The sequence below is a fragment of the Roseomonas acroporae genome, assembly GCF_023223525.1.
In the GTDB taxonomy this organism is placed as follows: Bacteria; Pseudomonadota; Alphaproteobacteria; order Acetobacterales; family Acetobacteraceae; genus Roseomonas_E; species Roseomonas_E acroporae.
In genome coordinates this window covers 78087-104174 of the sequence record NZ_JALPRX010000026.1, presented here as the reverse complement: position 1 = coordinate 104174, position 26088 = coordinate 78087, and the positions used below count along the sequence as shown (strand labels likewise).

The following is a 26088-nucleotide window of genomic DNA, read 5'->3' as shown; positions in this document are numbered from 1 at the left end:
GGCGGGGCCGCGCCCCCCCCGCCCGGCGGGGGGGGGGCCCGCGCCCCGGCCGGGTCAGGCACAGGGGGCCGCCCGGCTCGACCGGATCGCCGGCCGCCACGGCCAGGGCGCGGGCGATCCGGCGCGTCAGCGCGGCATTCTCGGCCGGCAGGGCGGCGGCGGGGCGCAGCCCACCCTCCCGCGTCACGGTCAGGCCGTCGCCCTGGCGCAGCAGCGCGGCGGCCGCCGGGTTGGCGTGCGAGACGCGGCCGCGCGGGTCCAGCAGCAGGGCGGCGCCCGGCAGCAGATCCAGCAGGGCGGCAAGTTGCCGGCTGCCCCGGTCGCGGGCGGCGAAGCGGCGCGACAGGTCCAGCGCGCGGGAGAGGTGCGGAGCCAGACGCTGGAGACAGCGGGAGGCGGCCCCCACCCGGTCGGCCTGGCGCGCGTCGAGCGAGACGCTGATGCCGCCGACCGCGCCTTCCGCCGCGAAGCCGGCATGGGTCACGAAGAGCATGTCCCGGATGCCCTGGGGATGCAGGATGTCGGCATGGAATTCGGTGCGGCGGACCATGTCCCAGTCCGCGACGGCGCTGGCCGCGACCACCCGGCTGGGCGGCACCCGGCCCGCGCCGCGGGTCCACGGGTTCCAGACATGCCGACGGAGGTAGAGGTCGTCGAGGTCTTCCCGCGTCCGCACGGCGAGCAGCGTGCTGTGCCGTCCGGCCGGGGCGTTGCGGACCAGCATCGCGCTGCCGGCGCCGACATGGTCGGCCAGGGCCGCGAGCGCGGCGGGCCAGCCGGCGGGATCGGCGGCGGCGGCGTAGAGGGCGTCCAGCACGGGCTCGGGACGGATTGCCGGCATGCCGGGCTCCCTGCCGATCGGTGACGGGGCGGTACGATCGCAGCCTATCACCGGTGACCGGCCGGAGCGGTTCACGAGAGCGCTCGGCAGGCGGGAGCGGCGGCGACCATGCCCCGGGCAGACCTCGCCGCCGGGCGCTTCCACCGGCCGGGACGACGGGGCGGATCCGGACAAATGGCCCCGCCGGGCCCATGGCGGCCGCGCGGGCCGGCGGGGCCGCCCGCGCGGCAGCCGCGCGCCGGCGAGGTTTGACAGCCCCTCCCCCGCCCCCTATACGCCCCGCCTCTTCCTGGGAACGTGGACATGCCTGCGGGGCATGCGCCCGCGCCTGTCCGCGTCGCGGGCATGGCGACTACCGGGACAACACACGAGCGTAGAAGGACCCGCGTCGCATGACCAAGCGCGTGGAAAGCAAGTACAAGATCAACCGCCGCCTCGGCGTGAACCTGTGGGGGCGCGCGAAGAGCCCCGTCGCCAAGCGCAGCTACGGCCCCGGCCAGCACGGCCAGCGCCGCAAGAGCAAGCCGACCGACTTCGGCGTGCAGCTGATGGCGAAGCAGAAGATGAAGGGCTACTACGCCAACATCGGCGAGAAGCAGTTCCGCAAGTATTACGAGGAGGCCGTGCGCCGCAAGGGCGACACCTCCGAGAACCTGATCGAGCTGCTGGAGCGCCGGCTGGATGCGGTGATCTACCGCATGAAGTTCGCGCTGACCCCCTTCGCGGCCCGCCAGTTCGTCAACCACGGCCATGTGACCGTGAACGGCAAGCGGCTCAACATCCCCTCCTACTCCGTCAAGGACGGCGACCTGATCGAGGTCAAGGAGAAGAGCAAGCAGCTCGCCGTGGTGCTCGACGCCGCCCAGTCGGCCGAGCGCGACGTGCCGGAGTACATCGAGGTGGACCACCGCGCCATGCGCGGCCGCTTCGTGCGCGCCCCGAAGCTGACGGACGTGCCGTACCCGGTGCAGATGGAGCCGAACCTGGTCATCGAGTTCTACTCGCGCTGATCCGGCTTCCCCGCGCGGCCCTGCCGCGCGGGACCTGCCGCCGGGCCACGGTCCGGCGGCCTGCCGCCGACAGGCGGCGCGATCATGCCTGCGCCGACGGGCGATCCGATCGCTTCGACGTCGGCGGACTTCCGGTTCGCCCCGACGTCTTCCCACCGGCATTCCCCAGGCCCGACGGCCTACGCGCCGACCGGCCGTGCCGCCACGGCCGCGTGCCGCGCCGCGACCAGATCCCGCACCGACCGCACCATCGCCGCCTTCTCCACCGCCCTGCCCGGGCAGGCATGGGTGGTGAGCGGGTCCTCCCGGTGCAGGCGCATGCCGCCCGGCTCGATCCCGGCGACCGCCGCCAGCGTCGCCAGCGCGGCGACGGCGTTCGCGCGCACCTGGCCGCCGCGGCCTTCCGTGAAGCTTTCCCGGTCGTAGTCGCCGAGCATCTCGCAGCCCAGCGCCACGCGGTTCCAGGAGGGCGAATGGACGCCGGGCCGGGTGAGCGGGGTGAACACCCAGATCAGCCGGTCGTCGACGAAGAGGTGCGGGCCGGCGCTCCAGCCGCGCGTGTCGCGGTAGAAGGCCTCGAAGCCGGCCATGTGCTGGCGCGTGAAGCCGAGCGGGCGCTGTGCCAGCGAGGGCGCGCCGGTGTTGTGCAGCACCACGAAGCCGGGCTTCCACGCCGCCCAGCGCAGGGTGCGGCAATAGGCGTCGAACGCCTCGGGCGTGTAGCCATTGCCGACGATACCGGTCCAGGCGGCCATGCTGCTGCTCCACCGTTGCGGCCGTGGGGGCGGCCGGGAGACGCGGCGGGCCGGCGGCAGGCCGGGCCCTTCACCTGGGCCGGATCATAATAGGAATTTTTTCTGCTATCAAGGAATATTAACCTTGGCGGACTGCGAAGAAAGCCCCATCGGCCGAACCGACGGGGCCAAAAACGCCAGCGGAGGTCCAGGAACCTGAGGTTCCTGGCGGTTGGGGTCCGGGGAAGGCGGCGCCTTCCCCGGGGAGGGCGCCTGCCCTCCCCCGCCCGGCTCAGGGCCGGCGCGACGCCTGCTGGCGCAGCAGGAATTCGCGCCCGAGCTTCACGCGCGGCACGCCGTCATAGGCGACGATGTCGGCGGTGGCGTAGGTCTCGCTCCAGATCTCGGGGATGAAGGAGCCGGTGCCGACCACGTCGATCGGCGCCTTGGCCTCGGCCATGACGCGGCATTTCACCACGCCGAAGCCGGAGGAGGCGACGAGGCGCACCTTCGGGAAGCCGGCCGCGTCCAGCGCCTCGCGCATCCGCCAGAGGGCGGCCGCCGAGACGCCGGTGCCGACGAGATGGCGCAGCTCGGTCTCGTTGCGGTAGCGGCGGATGGCGCCGGGCACGTGGCGCTCCAGCACGGCGTAGCTCGCCGCCGGGTCCAGCCCTTCCAGGAAGCGGCCGCCATGCGTGTCCAGCCGGAAGGCGAGGCGGCCGGCGGCGGCGAGCTCGGGGAAGCGGCGGCAGACCTCCAGGCTGTCCGTGACCTCGCGGCCGAAATAGTCGGCCAGGACGGTCATGTCCTCGTCCGGGTAGGTCTCGTGGAACATCTCGGCGGCGCGGAGCGTGGAGCCGGCGTAGCCGATCAGCGCGTGCGGCATGGTGCCGAAGCCGCGCTTGTTGCCGAACCAGTGCGCCGTCTCGTCGGTGGCGTTGCCGATGAAGCCCTTCGCGCCCTCGCGCTGCGCCGCGCGGCTGCCGACGGCGGCGGCGTAGCTCATCATCTCCTCCATCTCGGCGCCGGCGCAGTGCCGGGCCTCCATGGCGAGGAAGGCGGCCTTGGGCAGCTCCATGCACATCTGGTAGGCGTTGTGCGCGGCGACGCAGGCGGGGCCGAGCTTCTGGAGGTAGAGCGTCTCGAGGTCGGCGAGCTGCGTGAAGGAGCCGGTGAGGTAGAGCAGCGGGTCGCCCGCGCCGACCCAGTGGCCTTCCTTGTGCATCAGCTCGATGTCGAAGGTCGTGCCGCGCTCGGCCGCCACCTGCTCCAGCCATTCCAGCGCGAGGCCCGGGGCCGAGACCACCGGACGGCGCAGGAACACCGCGTAGGTGACGCGGCAATCGCCGAAGCGCGAGACGATCGCCTTGGTGCGGTTGAAGTAGTGGTCGGTGCGGGCACGGATGCTGGCCGCCTCCGCCGCCTCGTTCGCGTCCACGTCGGAGCCCCTACTGCGCCGCCTGGGAGGGCACGAATTCCGGCCGCACGCGGCGCGACTTCAGCTCCTCGGCGATCAGGAAAGCCAGTTCCAGCGACTGCTCCGCGTTGAGGCGCGGGTCGCAGAAGGTCTGGTAGCGCTCGGAGAGATCGGCCTCGGAGAGGCGGCGGGCGCCGCCGACGCATTCCGTCACGTCCTGCCCGGTCATCTCGACGTGCACGCCGCCCGGCCAGGTGCCCTCGGCGGCGTGGACGTTGAAGAAGCCGCGCACCTCGGCGAGGATCGCGTCGAAGGAGCGGGTCTTGTAGTCGTTCGCCGCCTTCACCGTGTTGCCGTGCATCGGGTCGCACAGCCACACCACCTCGCGCCCGGCGCGGCGCAGCGCGCGCACCAGCGGCGAGAGGCGGGTCTCGACCTTGTCGGCGCCCATGCGCGAGATCAGCGTCAGCCGGCCGCGCTCGTTGGCCGGGTTCAGCAGCTCGGTCAGGCGCACGAGCTCGTCGGCGTCCATGCTCGGGCCGACCTTCATGCCGATCGGGTTGCGCACGCCGCGCAGGAACTCGACATGCGCGCCTTCCGGCTGGCGCGTGCGGTCGCCGATCCAGAGGAAGTGCGCCGAGCAGGCGTACCAGTCGCCGGAGGTGGAATCGACGCGGGTCAGCGCCTGCTCGTAGGGCAGCAGCAGCGCCTCGTGGCTGGTGTAGAATTCCGTCTCGCGGATCTGCGGCGCGGTGATGCTGTTCATGCCGCAGGCGGACATGAAGTTCAGCGTCTCGTCGATGCGCTGCGACAGGTCGCGGTAGCGGTCGGCGAGCGGCGAGCGCGCGACGAAGCCGAGGTTCCACTGGTGGACCTGGTGCAGGTCGGCGTAGCCGCCGGTCGCGAAGGCGCGCAGCAGGTTCAGCGTGCCGGCGGACTGGAGATAGGCGAACTCCATCCGCGCCGGATCGGGGATGCGCGCGGCGGACGTGAATTCCGGGCCGTTGATGATGTCGCCGCGGTAGCTCGGCAGGGTCTCGCCGGCCACCGTCTCCACGTCCGAGGAGCGCGGCTTGGCGAACTGCCCGGCCATGCGGCCCATCTTCACGACGGGCAGGCCGCCGCCGAAGGTGAGCACCACCGCCATCTGCAGCAGCACGCGGAAGGTGTCGCGGATGATGTTCGCGCTGAAATCCGAGAAGCCCTCGGCGCAGTCGCCGCCCTGGAGCACGAAGGCCTGGCCGGAGGCGGCCTGGGCCAGCGAGTGCTTCAGGCGACGCGCCTCGCCCGCGAAGACCAGCGGCGGCCAGCCGGCGAGCTTGCGCTCCGTGGCGGCCAGCAGGTCCTGGTCGGGATACTCCGGCACCTGCCGGATCGGCATGTCGCGCCAGCTTGCCGGGTTCCACCCGCGCGCAGTCATCGGCTTCTCTCCCCACAAGGGTCGGGGACACTAGCGGCGGCGAGCCGCCGTTGGAAAGGGCAAGGGCCTTGCAACAGGCGCGGGGCTGCTTGCCGGGGACATCGGGGCACCGGGGACGGCTCCCGGGGAAGGCCCTGCCTTCCCCGGGCCCCATCCGGCAGGAGGGCGAGGCCCTCCTGCACCTCTATCCGTTTTCAGGCCCGGGTGTCGGGACCGCCCGAGTGCCTTTCCGAACGGGGTTTCCAAAGGGGCTTCGCCCTTTGGTGGGAGGGGTGCGGGGGAGGGCAACGCCCTCCCCTGCCTCGGGGCAGCGCCCCGATGCCCTCGCGCCGGACGCTCAGACCCGCACGCCGAGCGTGCCGTGGATATGGTCCACCGCCTCGCGCGACAGCCCCAGCGCCGCCGCCAGCCTCGCGAGGTAGTCGCGCTCCTCCTGGGTATCGACCTCGATCGCCATCAGCGAGGCGGCGTAGATCTCCGCCGCCTCGTGCGGACCCTGCGCCTGCCGCGCCAGCCCCTCGACGTCGACCGGCCCGCGCATCTCGCGCAGCACGAAGTCGCGCGCCTCGGCATCCTCGCCGTGCTCGTCGAGCTTGCCGAGGATGCGGTCCATCTCGTCCTGGTCGATCCGGCCGTCCGACTTGGCCGCCTGGATCATCGCGCGCAGCATCAGCGTGGCCTTGCGCTGCACGTCGCCGGCATCCTGGTAGCCGGGCAGGCTGGCCGGTGCCGGCTCGGGCGCCTGCCCCTCGGCCGCGCGCTGCTTCTGCATCGCCGAATAGGCCAGGCTGCCCAGCACGGCCATCAGCCCGCCGCCGGTGGCGCCGCGCCCGCCGCCCAGGATCGCGCCGGCCAGCGCGCCGAGGCCGCCCATCACCGCCGGGTTGTTGCGGCGCAGCTCGTCGCGCGGGTTCTCGTAGCCGCGCCGGACCATGCCGGCGATCTCGCCGAGCAGGCCGCCGCCGGAACCCTGCCCGGCCGGCGCCCCGCCCTGGCCCCCACCTTGGCCCGCGCCCTGACCCCGGTTCAGCATCCCGCCCAGCAGACCGCCGAGGCCGCCGCCGGATGCGCTGCCTGCCGCGCCGCCCTGGCCGCCGATCTGGGACAGCACCTGCTGCAGCAACCCGCCGGCATCGCCGCTGCGGGCCGCGTTCTGCAGGCGTCCATCAGCGGAGGGCGTGCCGCGGCTCTCCAGAATGGAGCCGAGCACCCTGGTCGCGTCGAACATGGCTTTCTCCCGTCACTGCCCCGCCGGCGCGGGGCGATGTGGAAGAATCGGCCGAACGGCCGGGCGGTTCCAAGGCATTTTCGCGGCACGCGCGGGGCCGGCGCGCGCCGGCAGCCGGGCCGCAACCCGGCGCGTCGCGCGCTCAGGTATTCATCGCGTCGAAGAAGTCCTGATTGGTCTTGCTGTACTTGAGCTTGTCCAGCAGGAACTCCATCGCGTCCTGCGTGCCCATCGGGTTCAGGATGCGGCGCAGCACCCACATCTTGGAGAGCGTGGCGCGATCCACCAGCAGCTCCTCCTTGCGGGTGCCGGACTTGGTGATGTCGATCGCCGGGAAGGTGCGCTTGTCGGAGAGCTTGCGGTCAAGGATCAGCTCCGAGTTGCCGGTGCCCTTGAACTCCTCGAAGATCACCTCGTCCATGCGGCTGCCCGTGTCGATCAGGGCGGTCGCGATGATGGTGAGGCTGCCGCCCTCCTCGATGTTGCGCGCGGCGCCGAAGAAGCGCTTCGGGCGCTGCAGCGCGTTGGCGTCCACGCCGCCGGTCAGCACCTTGCCCGAGGAGGGCACCACCGAGTTGTAGGCGCGGCCGAGGCGGGTGATGGAATCGAGCAGGATCACCACGTCCCGCTTGTGCTCGACGAGGCGCTTGGCCTTCTCCAGCACCATCTCGGTCACCTGGACGTGGCGCGTCGCCGGCTCGTCGAAGGTGGAGGCGACCACCTCGCCGCGCACCGTGCGGGCCATGTCGGTGACCTCCTCGGGCCGCTCGTCGATCAGCAGCACGATCAGGAACACGTCCGGGTGGTTCGCAGTGATCGACTTGGCGATGTTCTGCAGCATCACCGTCTTGCCGGTGCGCGGCGGCGCCACCACCAGGGCGCGCTGGCCCATGCCGATCGGCGCGATCAGGTCGATCACGCGGTGGGTGTAGTCCTTCTGCGGGCCGCTCTTGCCGGCGGGCGCGTTCTCCAGCTCCGGGTTCTCCATCCGCAGCCGGCGCTGCGGGTAGAGCGGCGTCAGGTTGTCGAAGTTGATGCGGTGCCGCAGCGCCTCGGGCGGCTCGAAGTTGATCGCGTTGACCTTGAGCAGCGCGAAGTAGCGCTCGCCGTCCTTGGGAGAGCGGATCTGCCCCTCCACCGTGTCGCCGGTGCGCAGGCCGAAGCGGCGTACCTGGGAGGGGGAGACGTAGATGTCGTCGGGGCCCGGCAGGTAGTTGGCCTGCGGCGAGCGCAGGAAGCCGAAGCCGTCGGGCAGGATCTCCAGGGTCCCCTCGCCGTAGATCGCCTGGTCGTTCTCGGCGAGCTGCTTCAGGATCGCGAACATCATGTCCTGCTTGCGCAGGGAGGAGGCGTTCTCGATCTGAAGCTGCTCGGCGAAGGAGAGCAGGTCCGAGGGGCTCTTGGCCTTGAGTTCAGAGAGGTGCATGGGTGCTCGGCGAGTCCGAAGGCGACGGGTGGGAGCCGGGACCGGGGGCGGGCTGAAGGGCCAGGCGGCGCGTTGCCGCGGGGGAGTGGCCCAGCCGGGTCGCCAGAAGGCGCGCCCTGAGAAGGCGCGCCGGGCGGCGACGAAGTCCCGAATGGAGGAGGGAGGGAACAGCGCGGCGCGGCGGGGGCCACGAATCGCTGAGGGCAGCCGCGGGCATACATAGGGAGCATGGCCGGCATCGTCAACCGGCCGTTGCGCTGGCGATGCCCGGTGTCGCGTCGGCGTTTCCGGCCGCCCTCCCCCGTCCCGCCCTCCCGCTTCCGGGCGGCGGCGTTCAATGCGCTGAATTCGCTGCGGGCAGGGTGCGCCGGCGATGGCATCCCCGTTCCCGCCCGTCCCGCCGGCCCCGGTTTCCTTTGCGAGCCATCATTCCATTTTATGGTTCGTCCCCCATGGATCGCCCCCCCATGGATCGCCCCATGGACCGCGGCGTCCGGCCGGGGCGGCCCGCCGACCGTCGCGGCCACGGATCCGCCCCCCGCCTGCTCATCCTTGCCGGCAGGGCGGCGGAGGTCAGCCGCCGACGGTGCGGACGCTGGCCGAGGTGGCGGTGCGGCCGCCATCCACGAGGTAGTGCGCCCCGGTGACGCCGCCGGCCAGGTCCGAGCACAGGAACAGCACCACCCCGGCCACCTCCTCGGCCGTGGTGTAGCGGCCGAGCGGGATGGTGTCGCGGTAGCGGCGCCCCACCTGCTCCGGGTCGTTGCCGCCCTGGCGTTCCAGCGATTCGATCATGCGCGTCGCGGTCGGGCCGGGACAGACGGCGTTCACCCGCACCCCGCCGCGCGCCACCTCGCCCGCCGCCGTGCGGGTGAGGCCGAGCACGCCGTGCTTCGAGGCGACGTAGACGGAAAGCCCGGGCGAGCCCTGCACCGCGGCGGTGGAGGCCGTGTTCACCACCGCCCCGCGCCCCTGGCGCAGCATCACCGGCAGCACGTGCTTCAGCCCGAGGAACACGCCCTTCAGGTTGACCGCGATCACCTGGTCGAAATTCTCCTCGTCGCTATCGACCAGCGGCGCGACCCGGCCCTCGATGCCGGCATTGTTGAAGAAGCAGTCGATGGCGCCGAAGGCCTCCATCGTCGCCGCCACGTAGTCCCGCACCTCGGCGGCGCGGGTGACGTCGGCGACGGCGTGGCCCGCCTCGGCGCCCGCCTCGCGCAGCAGCCGCACCGTCTCCTCGCAGCCGCGCGCGTCGCGGTCCACCACCATCACCCGCGCGCCGCGCCGCGCGAAGCCCAGCGCGGCGGCGCGGCCGATGCCGTTGCCGCCGCCGGTGATCAGCGCGACCCTGCCCGAAAAATCCATTCCCGGTTCCCTCCCTTTTGCCCGGCCGTGCGGGATGGCGGTCAGACCGCCGTGTAGCCGCCGTCCACCACCTGCGCCGCGCCGGTGACGAAGCCGGCGCGGTCGGAGCAGAGCCAGGCCACGGCCTCGGCGATCTCCTCCGGCCGGCCGAGCCGGTGCATCGGCACGGTGCCGAGGATCTGCTCGCCGCGGCGCGCCATGGACTCGCCGATCATCGGCGTCTCGACATAGCCCGGGCAGACGGCGTTCACCCGGATGCCCGCCTCGGCGTAGTCGATCGCGGCCGAGCGCGTCAGCCCGATCACCGCGTGCTTCGAGACGACATAGGCGTTGGAGCGCGGCAGCCCGACCAGCCCGCCGATCGAGGCGGTGTTGACGATGGCGCCGCCGCCCTGCCGCTCCATCGCGGCCAGCTCGTGCTTCATGCAGAGCCAGACGCCGGTGAGGTTGATCGCCAGCAGCGCGTCCCAGGAATCCCGGCTCATCTCGCCGATCCGCTGGCCGGCGGCGCCGACGCTGCGCGGCGCGACCCCCGCATTGTTGAAGGCGCAGTCCAGCCGGCCGAAGCGGGCGACGGCGCGCTCCACCAGCGTGGCCACCTCGTCCTCCCGCGTGACGTCGGCCGCGACGGCCTGCGCCTCGCCGCCGGCATCCGCGACGGCGGCGGCGGCCGATTCCAGCGCCTCGCCCGGCAGGTCGGAGAGGGTGACGCGCGCGCCCTCCCGCGCGAAGAGCAGCGCCGTGGCGCGGCCGATCCCGGAGGCGGCCCCCGTCACCAGCGCCGATTTCCCGGCCAGCAAGCCCGGCATGGCGTTCCCTTCCCCGCTGCTTGCGGCAACGGTGGCACGGGAGCGGCCGGCGACCAAGCCCGGCCGGCGCCGCCGGGCGCGTGGCCACGCCTTCCGACAGAGGCCCGGCGACGCAGCCGGCGGCCCCCGGGGAGCGCCTTGCCCAAGCAAACCTCCGGAGGTTTGCGCATGGACGAATGGCCGAGCAGGCTTGCCCGGGAGCGCCTTGACCGGGGAGCGCCTCGTAGGTCCCGCTCAGCGGGTCGCGGGCGGGCAGGGCTCGTAGCCGGCGACGCGATAGCCGACCGTGTCGTGCTCCGGATCGCCCGTCACCTCGCCGACCGGCACGGGCTGGCTGGTGAAGCGAACCATCAGGCACTCGCTCGGCCGGGGCTGCGGATAGCCGATGCTGTCGTGTTCCGGATCGCCGGTGACCGGGCCGATGGCGACTGGGCCGATGGCGACCGGGCTGCTGGCGACCGGGCCGATGGCGACCGGCGTCGCGAGCCTCTCCGCGCCGCGCGGCTCGTCGGCGAGGCCCGCCGATGCCAGCCCGACACCCAGCCCAAGGCCCAGCAGCCCGAGCCGGGGCGCCAGCGCCGCCAACGTCCGGCGGAAGCCGAGGCGGATGCGACTGTCGTTGCCTGCCAGCCTGCACATGGCATCTTCCTTCCTGGACAGCCGTCGATGCGGGACGCATCGTCGCGACGGCAGGCTGCGTCGGTCCTGCCGCCGCCGCATCCCCCGATCGGAGGAGCGCCGGCCTCGTCCCGTGCGGCCCTTGCCGGGACGCATTCTCCGACGCATCGCATCGGCGGGCCGTGTCCCGCGTCACACCGCGGGCGGACGATCGAGGAGAGAAGGTCCATGGTTGCAGGCGACATGGATCGTTGGCCGACCCGCTGGCCGACCCGCACGGGGCGCTTCGCGCTGGGCGACCTGGCGCTGCGCGGCGGCGCGGTGCTGCCGGGCGCCGTGCTGAGCTGGAAGGCGCACGGCACCCTCTCGCCCGCGCGCGACAACGTGGTGCTCTACCCGACGAGCTACGGCGCCCAGCACCCGGAGCTGGAATGGCTGATCGGCCCGGACGGCGTGCTCGACCCGACTCGCTGGTTCGTCGTGCAGCCCGACATGTTCGGCAACGGGCTGTCCTCCTCGCCCTCGAACACGCCCGACTATCCCGACCTCGTGACGGCGTGGGACAACGTGGCGGCGCAGCGGCGGCTGCTGGCGGAGGAGTTCGGCGTCGAGCGGCTGGCCTGCGTCTATGGCTGGTCGATGGGCGCGCAGCAGGCCTATCACTGGGCGGCGGCGTTCCCCGGGGCGGTGGACCGCATCGTGGTGAATTGCGGCAGCGCCCGCACCGCCGAGCACAACCGGGTGTTCCTGCGCTCGCTGATGGCGGTGCTGGAGGCGGCGCCGGAGCATCGCGGCGGCGGCCGCTTCGACGCGCGCCCCGACATGGCGCTGCGCGCCTTCGGCCGCATCTACGCGAGCTGGGCGATGAGCCAGGACTTCTACCGCGCCGGGCTGCACCTGACCTCCAGCGGCGCCGCCGACCTCGCCGCCTATCTCCGCACCTGGGAGACGCGCTACGACACGCGCGACGCGGCCGATCTCTACGCGCAGCTCCGCTGCTGGGAGGCGGGCGACATCGCCGACGATCCGCGCCATGGCGGCGACCTGGCGAGGGCGCTCGGCGCCATCCGCGCCCGGGTGCTGCTGATGCCGGGCGCGACCGACCTCTACTTCCGCGTCGCCGACAACGAGGCGGAGCTGCCGCATCTGCGCCACGCCGCGCTGCGGCCGATCCCGAGCATCTGGGGGCACCGCGCCGGCAACCCGATGCAGAACCCCGAGGATGCGCGCTTCCTGCGCGACGCGGTGCGCGAGTGGCTGGCCTCGCCGCCGCCGGATTGAGCCCGGCGGCGGACGGGTGGACGGGGCGGCGGCCCCCGCCCGGCGCCGTCGGTTCCCCTACGCGTCGTTCGCCGGCGCGTCGTTCGCCGGCGCGTCGTCCGCCGGCAGGTCGTCCGCCGGCCTGGCGCCATCCGCCGTGCCTTCCCGCGGCTCGCAGGGCAGGAGCGTCTGGACCAGGGACAGCGTGGCCGCCACCGGTCCCGGCAATTCGTCGGCGGCGAAGAGGCGGCTGTCCAGGAAGCGGCCGTCGCGCGTCCGCAGCGTCAGCTCCAGCGCCCGGCCCTTGACCACCGGGTGGCCGACCACCTCCTCGCCCGGCACCTCCTCCCGCGCGGCGTCGATGAAATCCGTGATCTCGCCGAGGCCGTCCGTGAGATTCCGCATGCCTTCGAGAAAATCGAGGATCTCGGCGGCGACCTCGCCGGCGGGGACCAGCGGCAGCGGCACGCAGCGCGTGTCCTTGCCGGCCTCGGACCGCCAGAGCGCGAAGGCCTCGTCGCGCGCCGCCGTGGCGGGATCGGGCGGCAGATCGTCCTCGTCGTCCTCCGGTTCGTCGTCGTCGCCGTCGTCGCCGTACGCCTCCGCCTCCTCCAGCAGGTCCTCGTCGACGATGTCCTCCATCTCCTCCCAGAGCGGCAGGCTCCAGTCCACGCACAGGCCGAGCAGCATCGCGAAGCCCTCCTCCTGCAGGGTCTCCGCGTCGGCGACCGGCAGCGCCGCCGGCTCCCGCCCCGCCGCCATCTCGGTCAGCGACCGGCGCAGCAGGATGGGGCTCACCCCCGTGAGGTGCATCGGGGAGCGCCAGCCGGGCAGGAAATGCACGTCCCAGTCCGGCCGCAGCGCGCCCGAGGCGAGATAGCCGTTCCCGAGTTCCACCGGGTCCGGCAGGGTCGCGCCCGACATCAGGCAGACCGGCAGCGCGACCAGGGAGACCCGGCCGGAGGGACCGAGCCGCGCCGTCTCCGCGATCGAGAAGAAGCCGGCGACGAACCGGGCCGCGGTCTCGTCCTCGTAGCGCTCGCGCAGCCGGCGCATGGCCACGTCGAACACGCCCTGCTTGCCGGACGCGATCACCTCCTCCGCCAGGCGGCCGAAGGCGTTGGTCGCGTCCGGGTGCAGATAGGCGCGGATCAGCCGGTCGGCCGGCGTGCCGCCGCCGCGGGGCAGCGGCGGGCGCGGGCGGGCGAGGCCGGGGTCGAGCCCCAGCAGGGCCAGGGCGTCGGCGCCGCGCCGCAGGGAGGCGTGGTCGATCCGTCCCTGCTCCGGGGGCAGAGTCGTCGCATCCGCCACCCGGGCCAGGATCTCGACGCCCGAGGCGGCCAGCACGGCGGCGGCGGCGCGGTCGGCCGCCGTGACCGTCGCGAGGTCGTCCGGCCCGGGCCGCAACGCCTGCAGCGTCGCCTCGTCCGGGTAGAGGGTGAACAGCATCGTGTCGAAGTCCGGCGCGACCTCGCGCGCCACGGCCTCCGCGTCCTCGATCGCCTCCTGCTGCTCCTCGGACGGCGTCATCGCATGCACTCCCAGGTGGCCGGCCGCGGAGCCGCGGCGGAAGGCGCGGCGCGCTGGCGGCGGTGGCGGCGGTGGCGGCGGTGGCGGAGCGGCCCGGCGCGGGCCGGGTTCGCCGGCCTGCACTACGCGCGGCGCGGCCGCCGGGCAACCGTCGCGGCGCGGGCCGGCGCGAACCGGCGACCGATCGTGGCGCCGGACCGCCGATCCGACCCGCGCGACCGGGCGATGGGCCGGGCCGGCCGGCGCCTCAGTCCAGCGGCGGCAGGTCCACCCGCACCGCGTCCGGGCTGTCGCCCGATCGCGGGAAGCGCCGCAGCACCTCGGGGTCGTGGCCGGGGATGATGTGGTCGGGCCCGTCGGCCAGCGCCTCGCAGGTGCGGAAGCCCTCCATCATCGCGCCCAGGTCGGCCACGATCGGGAAGGGGCGGCGCTCGCGGATATTGGCCCAGTAGTGCGTCGCGTCGCTCGCCAGCACCACCCAGCCGCGCGCCGTCGGCACCCGCACCACCTGCATCCCGCCGGAATGGCCGCCCACGAGGTGCAGGGTGATCCCGGGCGCGATCTCGGCCGGCCCCTCCTTCGCCCCGTCGTGGAAGTCGAGCCGCCCGGCGAAGAGGTGCCGCACCGCGTCCACCACATGCTCCGCCTCGAAGGGCAGGCGCAGCGCGGCGTGGCACATGCAGCGGCCGGTGGCGAAGGCCATCTCGGCGTCCTGCACGTGGAAGCGCGCCTTCGGGAAGGCGGCCATGGCGCCGGCATGGTCGTTGTGCAGATGGGTCAGCACCACCTCCGGCACCGTGGCCGCGTCCACGCCCGCCAGCGCCAGCGCCTCCGGCACGGTGCGCAGCAGCGGGCGGCGGCGCCGCTCGGCCGTCGCCTCGTCGAAGCCGGCATCGACGACGATGGTGCGGCCGTTGCCGACGACTGCCCAGACGTAGAAGTCGATGGGCATGGAGGAGGCGTGGTCGTCGGTGAACAGGAAATTCTGCCACGCCATGCGCGCCTGCGTGGCGTAGCGGACGGCATGGATCTCGTAGGTCGGTTCCGTCATGGTCACGCCGCCTTCGATGCGTTGCCGGGGAGAAGATCGGCCGGGACGCCGTGCGGCCGCAGCAATTGCCGCAGCACGCCGCCTTCCGACAGCCGGTCGAAGCCGGCGTTCAGCTCGTCGAAGCCGATATGGCCGCTGATCAGCCGGTCCACCGGCAGCCTGCCGCGCTGCCACAGCCGCAGGAACCGCGGCACGTCGCGCTGCGGCACGCAGCTTCCCATGTAGGAGCCGCGTATGCTGCGCTCGTCCGAGACCAGCGCCGCGTGCAGGTAGGAGAAGGGCTTCTGCACGTTGGGCAGGCCGGCGGAGACGGTCTGGCCGCCGCGCGCGGTGATGGCGTAGGCCAGCTCCATCGCCGGGATCGCGCCCGCCGTCTCGACCACCGTGTCGAGCCCGCCATCGGTCGCGTCGCGCACGGCGGCGGCGCAATCGGGGCCGGCCTGGAAGGTGTCGGTGGCGCCCCATTCGCGGGCCAGCGCCAGCTTCTCCTGGTTGGTGTCGATGGCGACGATCCGCTCCGCCCCCGCCGCCACCGCCGCGAGCAGCGCGTTCATGCCGACGCCGCCGAGCCCGACCACGGCCAGGCTGTCGCCCGCCCCGATCCCCGCCGTGTTCAGCACCGCGCCCGCGCCGGTCATCACCGCGCAGCCGAAGATCGCGGCCTCGGCGAGCGGGATGTCGGGGTCGATCCGCACCAGCGCCGAGCGCGCCACCACCGCGTACTGCGCGTAGAGCGACAGGCCGCTGTTGTGGTTGATCGGCTCGCCGTTGAGCCGCAGCTTCCTCGCACCCGAGAGCAGCGTGCCGGCCGCGCGCGCGGCGAAGCCGCCGGTGCAGATGTTGGGCCTGCCGGCGTCGCAGTAGCGGCAATGGCCGCAGCTCGTGACGAAGACGGTGACGCAGTGGTCGCCCGGCTTCAGGTCCGGCACCTCCGGCCCCACCTCGCGCACGATGGCCGAGCCCTCGTGGCCGATCACGATCGGCAGCGGGCGCGGGCGCTGGTTCTCGATGGTGGAGAGGTCGGAGTGGCAGAGGCCGGCGGCCACGATCTCGATCAGCACCTCGCCGGGGCCGGGCGGGTCGAGCTCGACCTCCTCGACCACCATCGGCCGGCTCTCGGTGTAGGGCCGTGGCAGCCCCTGCCGGTACAGCACCGCCGCCTGCATGCGCATCGCGTCCGTTCCTCCCCGTTGTCGTGGCGTCAGGCTACGCCGGGGCGCCGCTGCCGACCAAGTGGCGCGCCGCCGGTGGCGCGCCCGCCTTGCCAAGCCGGGGCCGCCGGCCGAACCTGCCGCGAACCCGGCCCGTCGTGCCGGGGCGCCGCGCCCAGGCACCGCGTCGGGACGCGCAGGCGGGGAAATCCCCGGAGGAAATGCCCAGATGGACCTCACGAGACGCACCGCCCTCTTTTCGGCGGCGTTCACCCTGCCGCTGGCCCTGCCGGCGCGGGCGCAGCCGGCCGCGGCGCCGGGGAATGCCGGCGGCACGCCGCTGACCCCGGACTTCGCCGCGCTGGAGGCGCAGCAGGCACGGCTCAACGCGCAGCCCGGGCCGCGCGTGGTGCCGGGGCGCAGCATCCCGGTGCCGGAGACGACCAGCCCGGCCATGCGCGCCGCGATCGCCGCGCCCTACCGCGCGCCGGCCTGGAACGCCAACCCGGCCAATGCCGAGGCGTGGCGCGCGCTGGTGGCGCGGCTCGCCGCCCCCGGCGCGGCGGCGCAGCCGGCGCTGCGCGCGCGGCTCGGCGTCTCGATGGAGAATGCCGTGCTCGGCGGGGTGAAGGCGTTCATCCTGACGCCGCGCGAGGTGCCGGCGGCGAACCGGGACCGGCTGCTGGTGCACGTCCATGGCGGCGGCTACGTCTACAACCCCGGCGAGGCGGGCACGCAGGAGGCGACGCTGATGGCGGCCTTCAGCGGCTTCAAGGTCGTCTCCTTCGACTACCGCATGCCGCCTGACCATCCCTACCCCGCCGCGATGGACGACGCGATGGCGGTGTGGAAGGCCGCGCTGCAGATGCAGCGGCCGCGCAACATGGCGATCTTCGGCACCTCGACGGGCGGCGGCATGACGCTGGCGATGATCCTGCGCGCCAGGGCCGAGGGCCTGCCCCTGCCCGCCGCGATCGCGCCCGGCACGCCCTGGTCCGACCTGACGGAGACCGGCGACACCTACCGGACCAACGAGTGGCTGGACAACATCCTGGTCAGCTACAAGGGCTATCTCAGCCATGCCGCGGCGCTCTACGCGGGCGGGACGGACCTGAAGGACCCGCAGCTCTCGCCCATCTACGGCGACTTCACGGGCTTCCCGCCGGCGATCCTGACCAGCGGCACGCGCGACCTGTTCCTGAGCAACACGGTGCGCACCCACCGCAAGCTGCGGCAGGCCGGGGTGGAGGCGGTGCTGCAGGTGTTCGAGGGGCAGTCGCACGCGCAGTACATGTTCGACCCCGACGCGCCCGAGACGAAGGAGGCCTTCACCGAGATCGCCGCCTTCCTCGACCGGCATCTCGGGAAGTGACCGGCGCGGGGAGGGTAGCCCCCTCCCCGCTGGCCGGCGCCGCGCGCGTCCGACGTCCCGCGTCCGGACGCCGCGCCCTGCACCGGGCAGCGCCGGATCAGCCCTCGCGGCGCAGGAAATCCAGCAGCAGCCGCACCACCTCGGCCGGCTGCTCCTGCTGCACCCAGTGGCCGGCGCCCTCGATCAGGTGGCAGTCGGTCATGCGGGTGCAGAAGCGGGTGCGCATCGTCTCCAGCGCGCCGGGCACCTGGTGGATGCCCCAGTCCTGCGCGCCCGAGACGAAGGCCGCCGGCACGTCGATGGTGCGGCCGGCGAGGAGCTGCAATTCCGCCGTGTGCGCCGGGCTGGTGTTGCAGCGGTACCAGTTCAGCCCGCCCTGGAAGCCGGTGCGGCCGTACTCCGCCGCGTACACGGCCAGCTCCTCGTCCGGCAGCCAGCGGCAGGCGGCGACCGCCTCGGGCGCGGGCATGTGCGGCGCCACGGTCTGCGCCATGTCCTGCTCCAGAGGCATCACGTAGTAGGTCGGCAGCTTCGCCAGTTCCTCGGCGACCCAGGCGCGCAGCGGATGGGGGCGGTTGCCCGGCCAGTCGGCGCTCTTGTGGTGGTAGTAGGCGCGCAGGAAGTCGTGCAGGCCCTGGCGGCAGCGCATCAGGTCGTCGTTGGCCGGGCGCGTCGCGTAGTACCACTGGTAGTGCTTGCGCGGCGGGTCGAGCGCCGCGAGGGCGGCGTGGATGTCGGGCGCCGGCGGCGCCGGCGCGCCCTCGGTGCCGAAGGGCAGCGGGCGCGGGCCGGTGAAGGGCGCGCTCATCATCGCCACGCGGCGCGCCACGTCCGGCCGCGCCAGCGCCAGGGTGCCCGCGATGCGCGCGCCGGCATCGTGCCCGATCACCGCCTCCACCTGGCGGATGCCGAGGGCGGCGAGCAGCGCCAGCGCGTCGCGCACGATGGTCAGGGTGCGGAATTCGCCGAGGTCCGTGTCGTAGGCCGCGTCCCAGCCGGTGGTGCGGCCGAAGCCGCGCTGGTCGGGCGCGACGACGTGGTAGCCGGCCTCGGCCAGCGCCGGCATCACCTTGCGCCAGGAATAGGCCAGCTCCGGGAAGCCGTGCAGCAGCAGCAGGGCGGGGCGGCCGGGCTCGCCGGCCTCCAGCACGTGCATGGCGAGGCCGTTCACCGACGGCAGGATGCGGGCGCGGATGCCGTCCGGCAGGGTGGGCGTGTCCAGCGGTGCGGGCGCCTGCATCTCGTTCTCCGTTTCCGTCCCTGTCGCGTTCCCCGGCGGCCGGGGCCGCCCGGAGCGGAGGGATACACGCTTCCGCCGTACCATGCCCATGCCGCGTGGCCGTGGCGGCCCGGGGCGAGCGTGGCCGTGACGGCCCGGCGAAGCAGCCGTGACGGCCCGGCCGAAGTGGTCGTGGCGGCGCGGGCCGAGCGAGGTCGTGGCAGCGCGGCCCGGCCGGCGTGGCGCCCCTCCGCGCGGCGCGCGCCATAGGCGCCGGGCGGGCCGTTCCTACATAGGGCGGCATGAGCGAGAGCGTCGCGTTGCAGGACTTCATCGGCCGCCACCGGCGGCTGTTCGTGCTGACCGGCGCCGGGTGCAGCACCGGCTCCGGCATCCCCGACTACCGCGACGCCGACGGCCAGTGGAAGCGCACGCCGCCCGTGACCATCCAGGCCTTCCTCGGCAGCGAGGCGACGCGGCGGCGCTACTGGGCGCGGAGCATGGTCGGCTGGCGCAGCTTCGGCCGGGCGCGACCCAACCGGACGCACCACGCCCTGGCGCGGCTGGAGGCAAGCGGCGGCACCACGCTGCTGCTGACCCAGAACGTGGACCGGCTGCACCAGGCGGCCGGCAGCCGGCGGGTGATCGACCTGCACGGCCGGCTGGACGTGGTGCGCTGCCTGGACTGCGGCGGCACCCTGCCGCGCGAGTCGATGCAGGCGGCGCTGCTGCGGCGCAACCCGGGCTGGGCCATGCTCGATGCCGGGCGGGCGCCCGACGGCGACGCCGACCTGGAGGCGCAGGACTTCTCCGGCTTCGACGTGCCGCCCTGCCCCGCCTGCGGCGGCGTGCTCAAGCCGGACGTGGTGTTCTTCGGCGAGAACGTGCCGCGCGAGCGGGTCGAGGCCGCCTACCACGCGCTCGACGAGGCGGATGCGGTGCTGGTGGTCGGCTCGTCGCTGATGGTCTGGTCGGGCCTGCGCTTCGTGCAGCGGGCCGCCGATCTGGGCAAGCCAATCGCGGCGGTGAATCTCGGCCGCACCCGCGCCGACGCGCTGCTGACGCTGAAGGTGGCGCAGCCCTGCGACGAGGCGCTGGCCTTCCTGCTGTAGCGCCCCCTGCCGCGGCACCGGGAGGCGGAGGGCGCCGGGCGGGCCGGCGCGTGCGTCGGCGCCCCCGGGGGCTCCGCCCCGTCCAGGCCGCCGCAGGGGCGCGCTCAGCCGGGCGGCGTGTCGGCGGCGCCAGCCCAGATCAGTTCGAACAGGGTCTGCACCAGCCGCGCCACCTCCTCGCTCTGGATGGCGAGGCCGAAATTCTCCCGCCGCGAGGAGATGATCGCCACGCGGTCGTCGTAGACGAAGGCGGTGCTGGCGAAGGCGGCGCCCAGGGGCGCCCAGCGCAACTCGCGATACTCGGCGTCGGAATCCGGCCAGATGCCGGCAAAGGTCTCGTGCTCCGGGCTGCGCAGCACGCGCAGCGTGACGCGGCGGCGAATGCGCTCGGCCAGGTAGCGGTCCATCTCCTGCCGGCCGGGAGCCTCCAGCAGCTCGCGCATCGAGAGGATGCCGCGCAGCACCCCGGAGCGGCACTCCAGGGTCTCCCACAGGACGCGGCGGATGCCCTCCTCGCCCTCGTGGAAGGCGATGCGCGGGCGGGTGGCGGCGGCGCTGTTGAACAGCTCGCGCAAGGCCGGCAGCGCGCTCTCGGCGGCGGCGCGGCGGCGCTCGGCCTCGCGCACCAGCGCGGCCGGATCCGCGGCGGCGAGGTGGCGGTGGCCGTTGCGCTGCACCAGCGTCGCCAGCTCCTCGCGGGCGAGACGTTGGGCCAGGTCGTAGGCGGTGGTGCGGCCGATCCCGGCCCGTGCCGCCACGGCATGGATCGGCGCCGTGCCGAGTTCCAGCGCAGCCAGGTAGAAGCGGGCCAGCCTGCCCTCGAGGCCGAGCGCGGCCAGGGCCTGATCCAGATCCATCGTCCCTTCCCGTCGTCGGCAGGCGACGACATGACTGACAGGGAGACCGGCCGGAAGCAAGCCGCCTGCCGTCGAGAATCGTCGACACGATCATCAATCCCGCAGCATTTATTGTTCTATTTCATTGGTTTATGATCTCCCTTGCTGTCGACCTAGCTTGACGGAACAGCGCGATCCGGCCATGTTGCAACGCAAGAAGATGCAGTTGCGCAGCCCTCCGGCATGGCCGGAGCGGCGCTGTCGCGCTGCCGGGACGAGCGACGACGACGCGGCGAAGCGCCTGACAGGAGCGGGAACAGCATGCAACGACGTCACTTCATCGGCGGGACGGCCGCCGCGGCGCTCGGCCGCGGCCTGCCGGCGCCGGCGCTCGCCCAGGGGACGGCCGCCCGCACGCTGCGCTTCGTGCCGCAGGTGGACCTGACGAATTTCGACCCGGTGCTGACCACGATCTACGTGGTCCGCAACGCCGGCATGCTGATCTGGGACACGCTCTACGGCGTCGATTCCGCGCTGCGGCCGCAGCGCCAGATGGTGGAATCCGAGGAGGTCTCGGCCGACGGCCTCACCTGGACCTTCCGCCTGCGCCCGGGCCTCAAGTTCCACGACGGCACGCCGGTGCTGGCGCGCGACGCGGTGGCGAGCATCGCCCGCTGGTCGGCCCGCGACTTCCTCGGCCGCATGATCCTGGCGCGCCAGCAGGAGCTGGCCGCGACCGACGACCGCACCTTCCGCTGGGTACTGAAGCAACCCTTCCCGCAGATCCCCTACGCGCTCGGCAAGGCCGCGGTGCTCGCCTGCTTCGTGATGCCCGAGCGCATCGCGCGGACCAGCCCGAACACGCCGATCGGCGAGTATGTCGGCTCCGGTCCGATGCGCTTCCGGCGTGACGAATGGGTCCCCGGCGCGCGCGCCGTGTTCGAGCGCAATCCCGACTACGTGCCGCGCGACGAGCCGGCGAGCTGGCTCGCCGGCGGCAAGCGCATGCTGCTGGACCGCATCGAGTGGCTGACCATGGCCGATGCCGCGACAGCCGCCGCCGCGCTGCAGAACGGCGAGGTGGACTGGTGGGAGAACGCGATCAGCGACCTCGTCCCGGTGCTGAAGCGCAACCGCAACGTCGCCGTCGAGGTGGCCGACCCGCTCGGCATGACCGGCGTGCTGCGCCTCAACCACCTCCACCCGCCCTTCAACGACGTGCGGGCACGCCAGGCGCTGATGCTGGCGACCTCGCAGGAGGACTACATGCGCGCCGTCGTCGGCGACGACGAGGCGATGTGGAAGGCCAACAACAGCTTCTTCATCCCCGGCACGCCCGACTACACCGAGGCGGGCAACGACCTGCTGCGCCGGCCACCGGACATCGCGGCGGCGAAGCGGCTGCTGGCCGAGAGCGGCTATCGCGGCGAGCCGGTCACGATCCTCGCCACCCAGGACCATCCCTGGGTGAAGCCGCAATGCGACGTGACGATCGACACGCTCCAGCGCCTCGGCATGAAGGTCGACATCGTCGCGCTCGACTGGGGCGCCACCGTCTCCCGCCGCGGCAACCGCGAGCCGCCGGCGCGCGGCGGCTGGAACGCGATGCACAGCTTCAACGCCGGCATCAGCTGCGTCGATCCGGCGACCAATTTCATGGTGCACGCCAACGGGCCGCAGGCCTGGTTCGGCTGGCCGGACAGCCCCGAGGTGGAGGCGGCGCGCGCCGCCTGGTTCGCCGCCCCCGACCTCGCCGGCCGACGCGCCGCGAACGAGGCGCTGAGCGTCGCCGGCATGCGGGACGCGATCTACGTCCCGACAGGGTTCTTCATGACCTACCAGGCCTATCGCCGGAACGTCTCCGGCATCGGCAAGGGTCCGATCCCGACCTTCTGGGGCGTCGCGAAGGGCTGACCCCGCGCGCCGTGCGGGGCTACTGCACCGCGCGGCGCAGCTTCACGCCGACGCCCACCCCGTCCTCCTCCAGGAATTCGGTGCCGCCCTGCTCCAGCGCGCCGCGTATGGCGGCCACCGTGTTGGCGCGCGGGCGCACCGTTTCGTTCTCGATCATGTTGAGGGTCACGGTGGACACCCCGGCGCGGTGGGCGAGCGTCGCCTGGGTCCACTTCAGCAGCCCGCGCGCGGCGCGGATCTGGGCCGTGGTGATCATGGCCGCGATGTAGGGCGCTCTTGAGGAAAAATGAAGTTCCGCTTGACCGATGGCCGACCCGCGCGCCATTCCTGGCCATGGCGGGCCGAGGCGGCCGGGTTATCGTCCCGGAAACGCCATACCGGTCGCGGCAGCATGCCCGCCACCGCGCCGTGTTCCGTCCCGCGGGGCGGCGCGTTGCCGGATCGGCCGGGTGGGCCGGCGGCGGATGGTTACCTTGTCACGGCGAAGATCGTGGGCTCGAGTCCCACGCGGTGCCGCGAGGCGCCGTAGCTCAACGGCAGAGCGTCGAATGCCATCCGTCAACACACGCCCACCCGGCCCATGCCGGAACACCCGCCGGCACCGGCCCGCCGGCGCCCCATGGCGGCATGCGGCGCCGTGAGCGCCACCCTCCCCGGCCCGGACGGCAGGCCGCGCTGCCGCTGGTGCGCGGCGACGCCCGAGTACCTCGCCTACCACGACACGGAATGGGGCTTCCCGGTCGATGACGACCGGCGCCTGTTCGAGAAGCTCTGCCTGGAGGGTTTCCAGTCCGGGCTGAGCTGGCGCACCATCCTGGCCAAGCGGGAGAATTTCCGCGCCGCCTTCCACGGCTTCGACCGCGACCGGATCGCGCGCTACGACGAGCGGGACGTGGCGCGGCTGCTGGGCGATGCCGGCATCGTCCGCCATCGCGGCAAGATCGAGGCGGCGATCAACAACGCCCGCCGCGCGCGGGAGCTGGCGCGGGAGGCGGGCTCGCTCGCCGCCTATGTCTGGCGCTTCGAGGCGCCGCCGGAGACGCGCGAGGGGGCGGATTCCGCCTCGCCAAGCCCCGCCTCGCCGGTCTCCACCTCGCCCGCCTCGGTGGCGATGTCGAAGGACCTGAAGCGGCGCGGCTGGGCCTTCGTGGGCCCGACCACGGTCCATGCCTTCATGCAGGCGATGGGGCTGGTCAACGACCATGCCGAGGGCTGCGCGATCCGTGCCGAGGCCGAGCGGGCCCGGGCCGCCTTCCGCCGTCCCGGCTGAACGCGGCGGGGCGCGGCCGCCATCGGCGCCGCCGCCGGCTGTCGCCCCGGTCGCGCCTCTGCCGGCGTGCCACTCGGCGGGTGCGACAGGCCGGCCGCGGAAACTTTAGAAAACATCAAGTTCCGCTTGACGCCCCCGGGGTCGTTCCGCCATACGCGGCGCCTGCGGGCCGGACCGGCCGGGTTATCGACTGCACATCGACCCGTACCCGGCCGAACCAACATGTCCGCGGCGCCCCCGGCAACGGCGGCGAGGATCGAGGCCCGGGCGGGCCGAGGTTCGACGGTTATCCCTAATCCGGGGGTCGCGGGTGCAAGCCCCGCCGGCGCCACGCGGCGCCGTAGCTCAGTGCAGAGCACCGGACTTCATCGTCGGGCGCCACCATGTCCGCCCCGGCCCCGGCTCGGGGCCTGTAGGACCGGTCCCCGATCGGGACCATGCAACACCACCCGCCCCCGGGGACCGGGGCCATGCGGCGCGAAAGGAGGCCGGCATGTCGAGCCATGAAACGATGCAGCGACGGCCGGGCGCCTGCGGGCGGAAAGTCGGACCCGAGCGGTTCGGCCGCTTCTGAATCCCGATGACGATCATCCCAGACGACATTCCTCCGGCGGGCCGGAGGCCCAGGGTTAACCGCTCCATCATGGCCGGGGTTGCGCCGGCACCGCCCTCGTAGGGCGGCTCCGCTCCTTCGCACGGGGCTGATGCAGCCCTGGGCCATCCCCATGCCCGCCGGACCTTCTTCCCGGAGGCGGGCCATGGCCAGCTATCTCGACACCTTCCTCGCGCGCCTGCGCCGCCGCTTCGAGCCCACCGCCGTCTCCCCGGCCGTGGTCGAGGCGCTGGCGGACGCCGTGCCGCAATCCGAGCCGATCCCCGGCACGGTGCCGAACAGCGCCGGCGGCCACGCCTTCCCGGTGGACGACTGGACGCGGCTCGACCGCTTCCTGATCCTCGGCACCGAAGGCGGCAGCTACTACGCGAGCGAGCGCGCCCTGACCCGCGACAACGCCGCCGCCGTGCTGCGCGCCATCGCGGCCGACGGCCCGCGCGCGGTCGCGCGGATCGTCGCGGTCAGCGAGGCGGGCCGCGCGCCGAAGGCCGATCCGGCGCTCTTCGCGCTGGCGCTGGCCGCCTCGGCGGAGGCCGTGGAGACGCGCCGTCTGGCGCTGGCCGCGCTGCCGCGCGTCGCCCGCACCGGCACGCAGCTCTTCCGCTTCGCGGGCTTCGTCGAGGGGCTGCGCGGCTGGGGCCGCGGCCTGCGGCGCGCGGTCGGCGGCTGGTACGCGGCGCGGCCGGTGGCGGCGCTCGCCTACCAGGCGGTGAAGTACCGCCAGCGCGAGGGCTGGTCGCATCGCGACCTGCTGCGCCTGAGCCACCCGCAGACGGCCGAGCCCGCGCGGCGCGACCTGTTCGACTGGGTGTGCCGCGGCACGGCGGGCGAGTCGCTGCCGGCGCTGCTCCGCGCGGCGGACACGCTGGCGCGGACCACCGACCCGGCCGCGGCGGCGGCGCTGATCCGCGCCCACGACCTGCCGCGCGAGGCGGTGCCGGGCGCGCTGCTGAACGAGGCCGTGGTGTGGGAGGCGCTGCTCGACCGCATGCCGCTCGGCGCGCTGGTGCGCAGCCTGGCCAAGCTGACGGCGGTGGGCGTGCTGCGCCCGTTCGGCGAGCGCGTGCCGGACGTGCTCTCGGCGCTGGGCGATGCCGAGCGCATCCGCCGCGCGCGGCTGCACCCGCTGGCGATCCTGCTGGCGCTGCGCACCTACGCGCAGGGCCGGGGCGATCGCGGCAAGCTGGTGTGGGAGCCGGTGCAGGCGGTGGTGGACGCGCTGAACGCGGCCTTCCACACGGCCTTCGCCACGGTGGAGCCGACGGGGAAGCGCCTGCTGCTGGCGCTCGACGTGTCGGGCTCGATGGCGGCGGGCCGGGTGGCCGGCACGGCGCTGACGCCGCGCGAGGCCTCGGCGGCGATGGCGCTGATGACGGCGGCGACCGAGCCGCAGACGCAGATCGTCGGCTTCACCTCGGCCGACGGGAACTGGAACGGCCGGCCGCTGCTGCGGCCGCTGCCGCTCTCGCCCTCGATGCGGCTGGACGACGCGGTGCGCGCCGTGTCCGACCTGCCCTTCGGCGGCACGGACTGCGCCCTGCCCATGCTCCACGCGCTGGAGCACGGGCTGAGCGTGGACGCGTTCGTGGTCTACACGGACAGCGAGACCTGGGCGGGCGCGATCCACCCCGCCGAGGCGCTGCGCCGCTACCGCGAACGCACCGGCATCGCGGCGAAGCTCGTCGTGGTGGGCATGGTGTCGAACGGATTCTCCATCGCGGACCCGGACGATGCCGGCATGCTGGACGTGGTGGGCTTCGACGCCGCCGCGCCCGCGCTGATCGCCGACTTCATCCGCGGCGACTGAAACCCCGGCGGCCACAGGACCGGCCGCCGGGTCCCCTCCCCGGCCTCGCGCCGGAACCACCGGCGGTCGCGGGGCATCGCCC

At 73.6% G+C, this 26088-nt stretch carries 21 protein-coding genes and 1 pseudogene; 7 read left to right on the top strand and 15 right to left on the bottom strand.

What is annotated here, in order from left to right; translation table 11 throughout:
- Positions 1–841 (bottom strand): annotated as a pseudogene (locus M0638_RS07455) (PAS domain-containing protein); the annotation flags it as partial.
- 392 nt (positions 842–1233) lie between these two features.
- Between M0638_RS07455 and rpsD the strand changes: the two are divergent.
- On the top strand, positions 1234–1851 hold the full coding sequence (rpsD, locus tag M0638_RS07450; protein WP_248666335.1) for a 30S ribosomal protein S4: 618 nt from the start codon (positions 1234–1236) through the stop codon (positions 1849–1851).
- A 179-nt stretch (positions 1852–2030) separates the two neighbouring features.
- Here rpsD and M0638_RS07445 read toward each other — a convergent pair whose 3' ends face one another.
- The 8 genes from M0638_RS07445 to M0638_RS07410 form a co-directional block, all read right to left on the bottom strand.
- On the bottom strand, positions 2031–2606 hold the full coding sequence (locus tag M0638_RS07445) for an N-acetylmuramoyl-L-alanine amidase (RefSeq protein WP_248666334.1): 576 nt from the start codon (positions 2604–2606) through the stop codon (positions 2031–2033).
- Positions 2607–2877: 271 nt separating this feature from the next.
- Positions 2878–4023, bottom strand: a complete 1146-nt coding sequence (locus M0638_RS07440; protein WP_248666333.1) for a nicotinate phosphoribosyltransferase — start codon at positions 4021–4023, stop codon at positions 2878–2880.
- Between the two features lie 10 nt (positions 4024–4033).
- Positions 4034–5422 (bottom strand): class II 3-deoxy-7-phosphoheptulonate synthase, encoded by a 1389-nt coding sequence (locus M0638_RS07435; RefSeq protein ID WP_248666332.1) that lies wholly within the window; start codon positions 5420–5422, stop codon positions 4034–4036.
- A gap of 337 nt (positions 5423–5759) precedes the next feature.
- Positions 5760–6650, bottom strand: a complete 891-nt coding sequence (locus tag M0638_RS07430) for a tellurite resistance TerB family protein (protein ID WP_248666331.1) — start codon at positions 6648–6650, stop codon at positions 5760–5762.
- 142 nt (positions 6651–6792) lie between these two features.
- Positions 6793–8076: a transcription termination factor Rho gene (gene rho, locus M0638_RS07425; protein ID WP_248666330.1), complete on the bottom strand. Its 1284-nt coding sequence runs from the start codon at positions 8074–8076 to the stop codon at positions 6793–6795.
- Between the two features lie 573 nt (positions 8077–8649).
- The gene (locus tag M0638_RS07420) at positions 8650–9444 is read right to left on the bottom strand and encodes an SDR family NAD(P)-dependent oxidoreductase (protein WP_248666329.1); all 795 of its coding nucleotides are present in this window, start codon (positions 9442–9444) and stop codon (positions 8650–8652) included.
- A 41-nt stretch (positions 9445–9485) separates the two neighbouring features.
- Positions 9486–10253 carry an SDR family oxidoreductase gene (locus tag M0638_RS07415; RefSeq protein WP_248666328.1) on the bottom strand — a complete coding sequence of 256 codons (768 nt, stop codon included), beginning with the start codon at positions 10251–10253 and terminating at the stop codon, positions 9486–9488.
- 234 nt (positions 10254–10487) lie between these two features.
- Positions 10488–10892 (bottom strand): hypothetical protein, encoded by a 405-nt coding sequence (locus tag M0638_RS07410; protein ID WP_248666327.1) that lies wholly within the window; start codon positions 10890–10892, stop codon positions 10488–10490.
- A gap of 207 nt (positions 10893–11099) precedes the next feature.
- On the opposite strand from M0638_RS07410, the gene M0638_RS07405 reads away from it, so the two are divergent.
- Positions 11100–12152, top strand: coding sequence for an alpha/beta fold hydrolase (locus M0638_RS07405; protein WP_248666326.1), 1053 nt, complete (start codon positions 11100–11102; stop codon positions 12150–12152).
- Between the two features lie 57 nt (positions 12153–12209).
- On the opposite strand, the gene M0638_RS07400 is transcribed toward M0638_RS07405, so the two are convergent.
- From M0638_RS07400 to M0638_RS07390, 3 genes are all read right to left on the bottom strand, one after another.
- Complete coding sequence (locus tag M0638_RS07400; protein WP_248666325.1) at positions 12210–13661, bottom strand: hypothetical protein; 1452 nt, start codon at positions 13659–13661, stop codon at positions 12210–12212.
- Between the two features lie 247 nt (positions 13662–13908).
- On the bottom strand, positions 13909–14712 hold the full coding sequence (locus M0638_RS07395) for an N-acyl homoserine lactonase family protein (protein ID WP_248666324.1): 804 nt from the start codon (positions 14710–14712) through the stop codon (positions 13909–13911).
- Between the two features lie 2 nt (positions 14713–14714).
- A complete protein-coding gene (locus M0638_RS07390) occupies positions 14715–15884 on the bottom strand; it encodes a zinc-dependent alcohol dehydrogenase family protein (RefSeq protein ID WP_248666323.1) in 1170 nt (389 codons plus the stop codon).
- A 208-nt stretch (positions 15885–16092) separates the two neighbouring features.
- Between M0638_RS07390 and M0638_RS07385 the strand changes: the two genes are divergently transcribed.
- On the top strand, positions 16093–17235 hold the full coding sequence (locus tag M0638_RS07385) for an alpha/beta hydrolase (protein ID WP_248666322.1): 1143 nt from the start codon (positions 16093–16095) through the stop codon (positions 17233–17235).
- A gap of 97 nt (positions 17236–17332) precedes the next feature.
- Here M0638_RS07385 and M0638_RS07380 read toward each other — a convergent pair whose 3' ends face one another.
- Complete coding sequence (locus M0638_RS07380; protein ID WP_282571894.1) at positions 17333–18475, bottom strand: alpha/beta hydrolase; 1143 nt, start codon at positions 18473–18475, stop codon at positions 17333–17335.
- Between the two features lie 281 nt (positions 18476–18756).
- Between M0638_RS07380 and M0638_RS07375 the strand changes: the two genes are divergently transcribed.
- Complete coding sequence (locus tag M0638_RS07375) at positions 18757–19566, top strand: NAD-dependent protein deacetylase (RefSeq protein WP_248666321.1); 810 nt, start codon at positions 18757–18759, stop codon at positions 19564–19566.
- Positions 19567–19670: 104 nt separating this feature from the next.
- Here M0638_RS07375 and M0638_RS07370 read toward each other — a convergent pair whose 3' ends face one another.
- Positions 19671–20423: a TrmB family transcriptional regulator gene (locus M0638_RS07370; RefSeq protein WP_248666320.1), complete on the bottom strand. Its 753-nt coding sequence runs from the start codon at positions 20421–20423 to the stop codon at positions 19671–19673.
- Between the two features lie 300 nt (positions 20424–20723).
- Here M0638_RS07370 and M0638_RS07365 point away from each other — a divergent pair, with 300 nt between their 5' ends.
- Positions 20724–22316, top strand: coding sequence for an ABC transporter substrate-binding protein (locus tag M0638_RS07365; RefSeq protein WP_248666319.1), 1593 nt, complete (start codon positions 20724–20726; stop codon positions 22314–22316).
- Positions 22317–22335: 19 nt separating this feature from the next.
- Here M0638_RS07365 and M0638_RS07360 read toward each other — a convergent pair whose 3' ends face one another.
- A complete protein-coding gene (locus M0638_RS07360) occupies positions 22336–22572 on the bottom strand; it encodes a helix-turn-helix domain-containing protein (protein WP_248666318.1) in 237 nt (78 codons plus the stop codon).
- Between the two features lie 381 nt (positions 22573–22953).
- Between M0638_RS07360 and M0638_RS07355 the strand changes: the two genes are divergently transcribed.
- Positions 22954–23586: a DNA-3-methyladenine glycosylase I gene (locus tag M0638_RS07355; RefSeq protein ID WP_248666317.1), complete on the top strand. Its 633-nt coding sequence runs from the start codon at positions 22954–22956 to the stop codon at positions 23584–23586.
- Positions 23587–24344: 758 nt separating this feature from the next.
- Entirely contained in the window at positions 24345–26006 is a 1662-nt protein-coding gene (locus tag M0638_RS07350; protein ID WP_248666316.1) for a TROVE domain-containing protein, read from the top strand.
- The last annotated feature ends 82 nt before the right edge of the window (positions 26007–26088 follow it).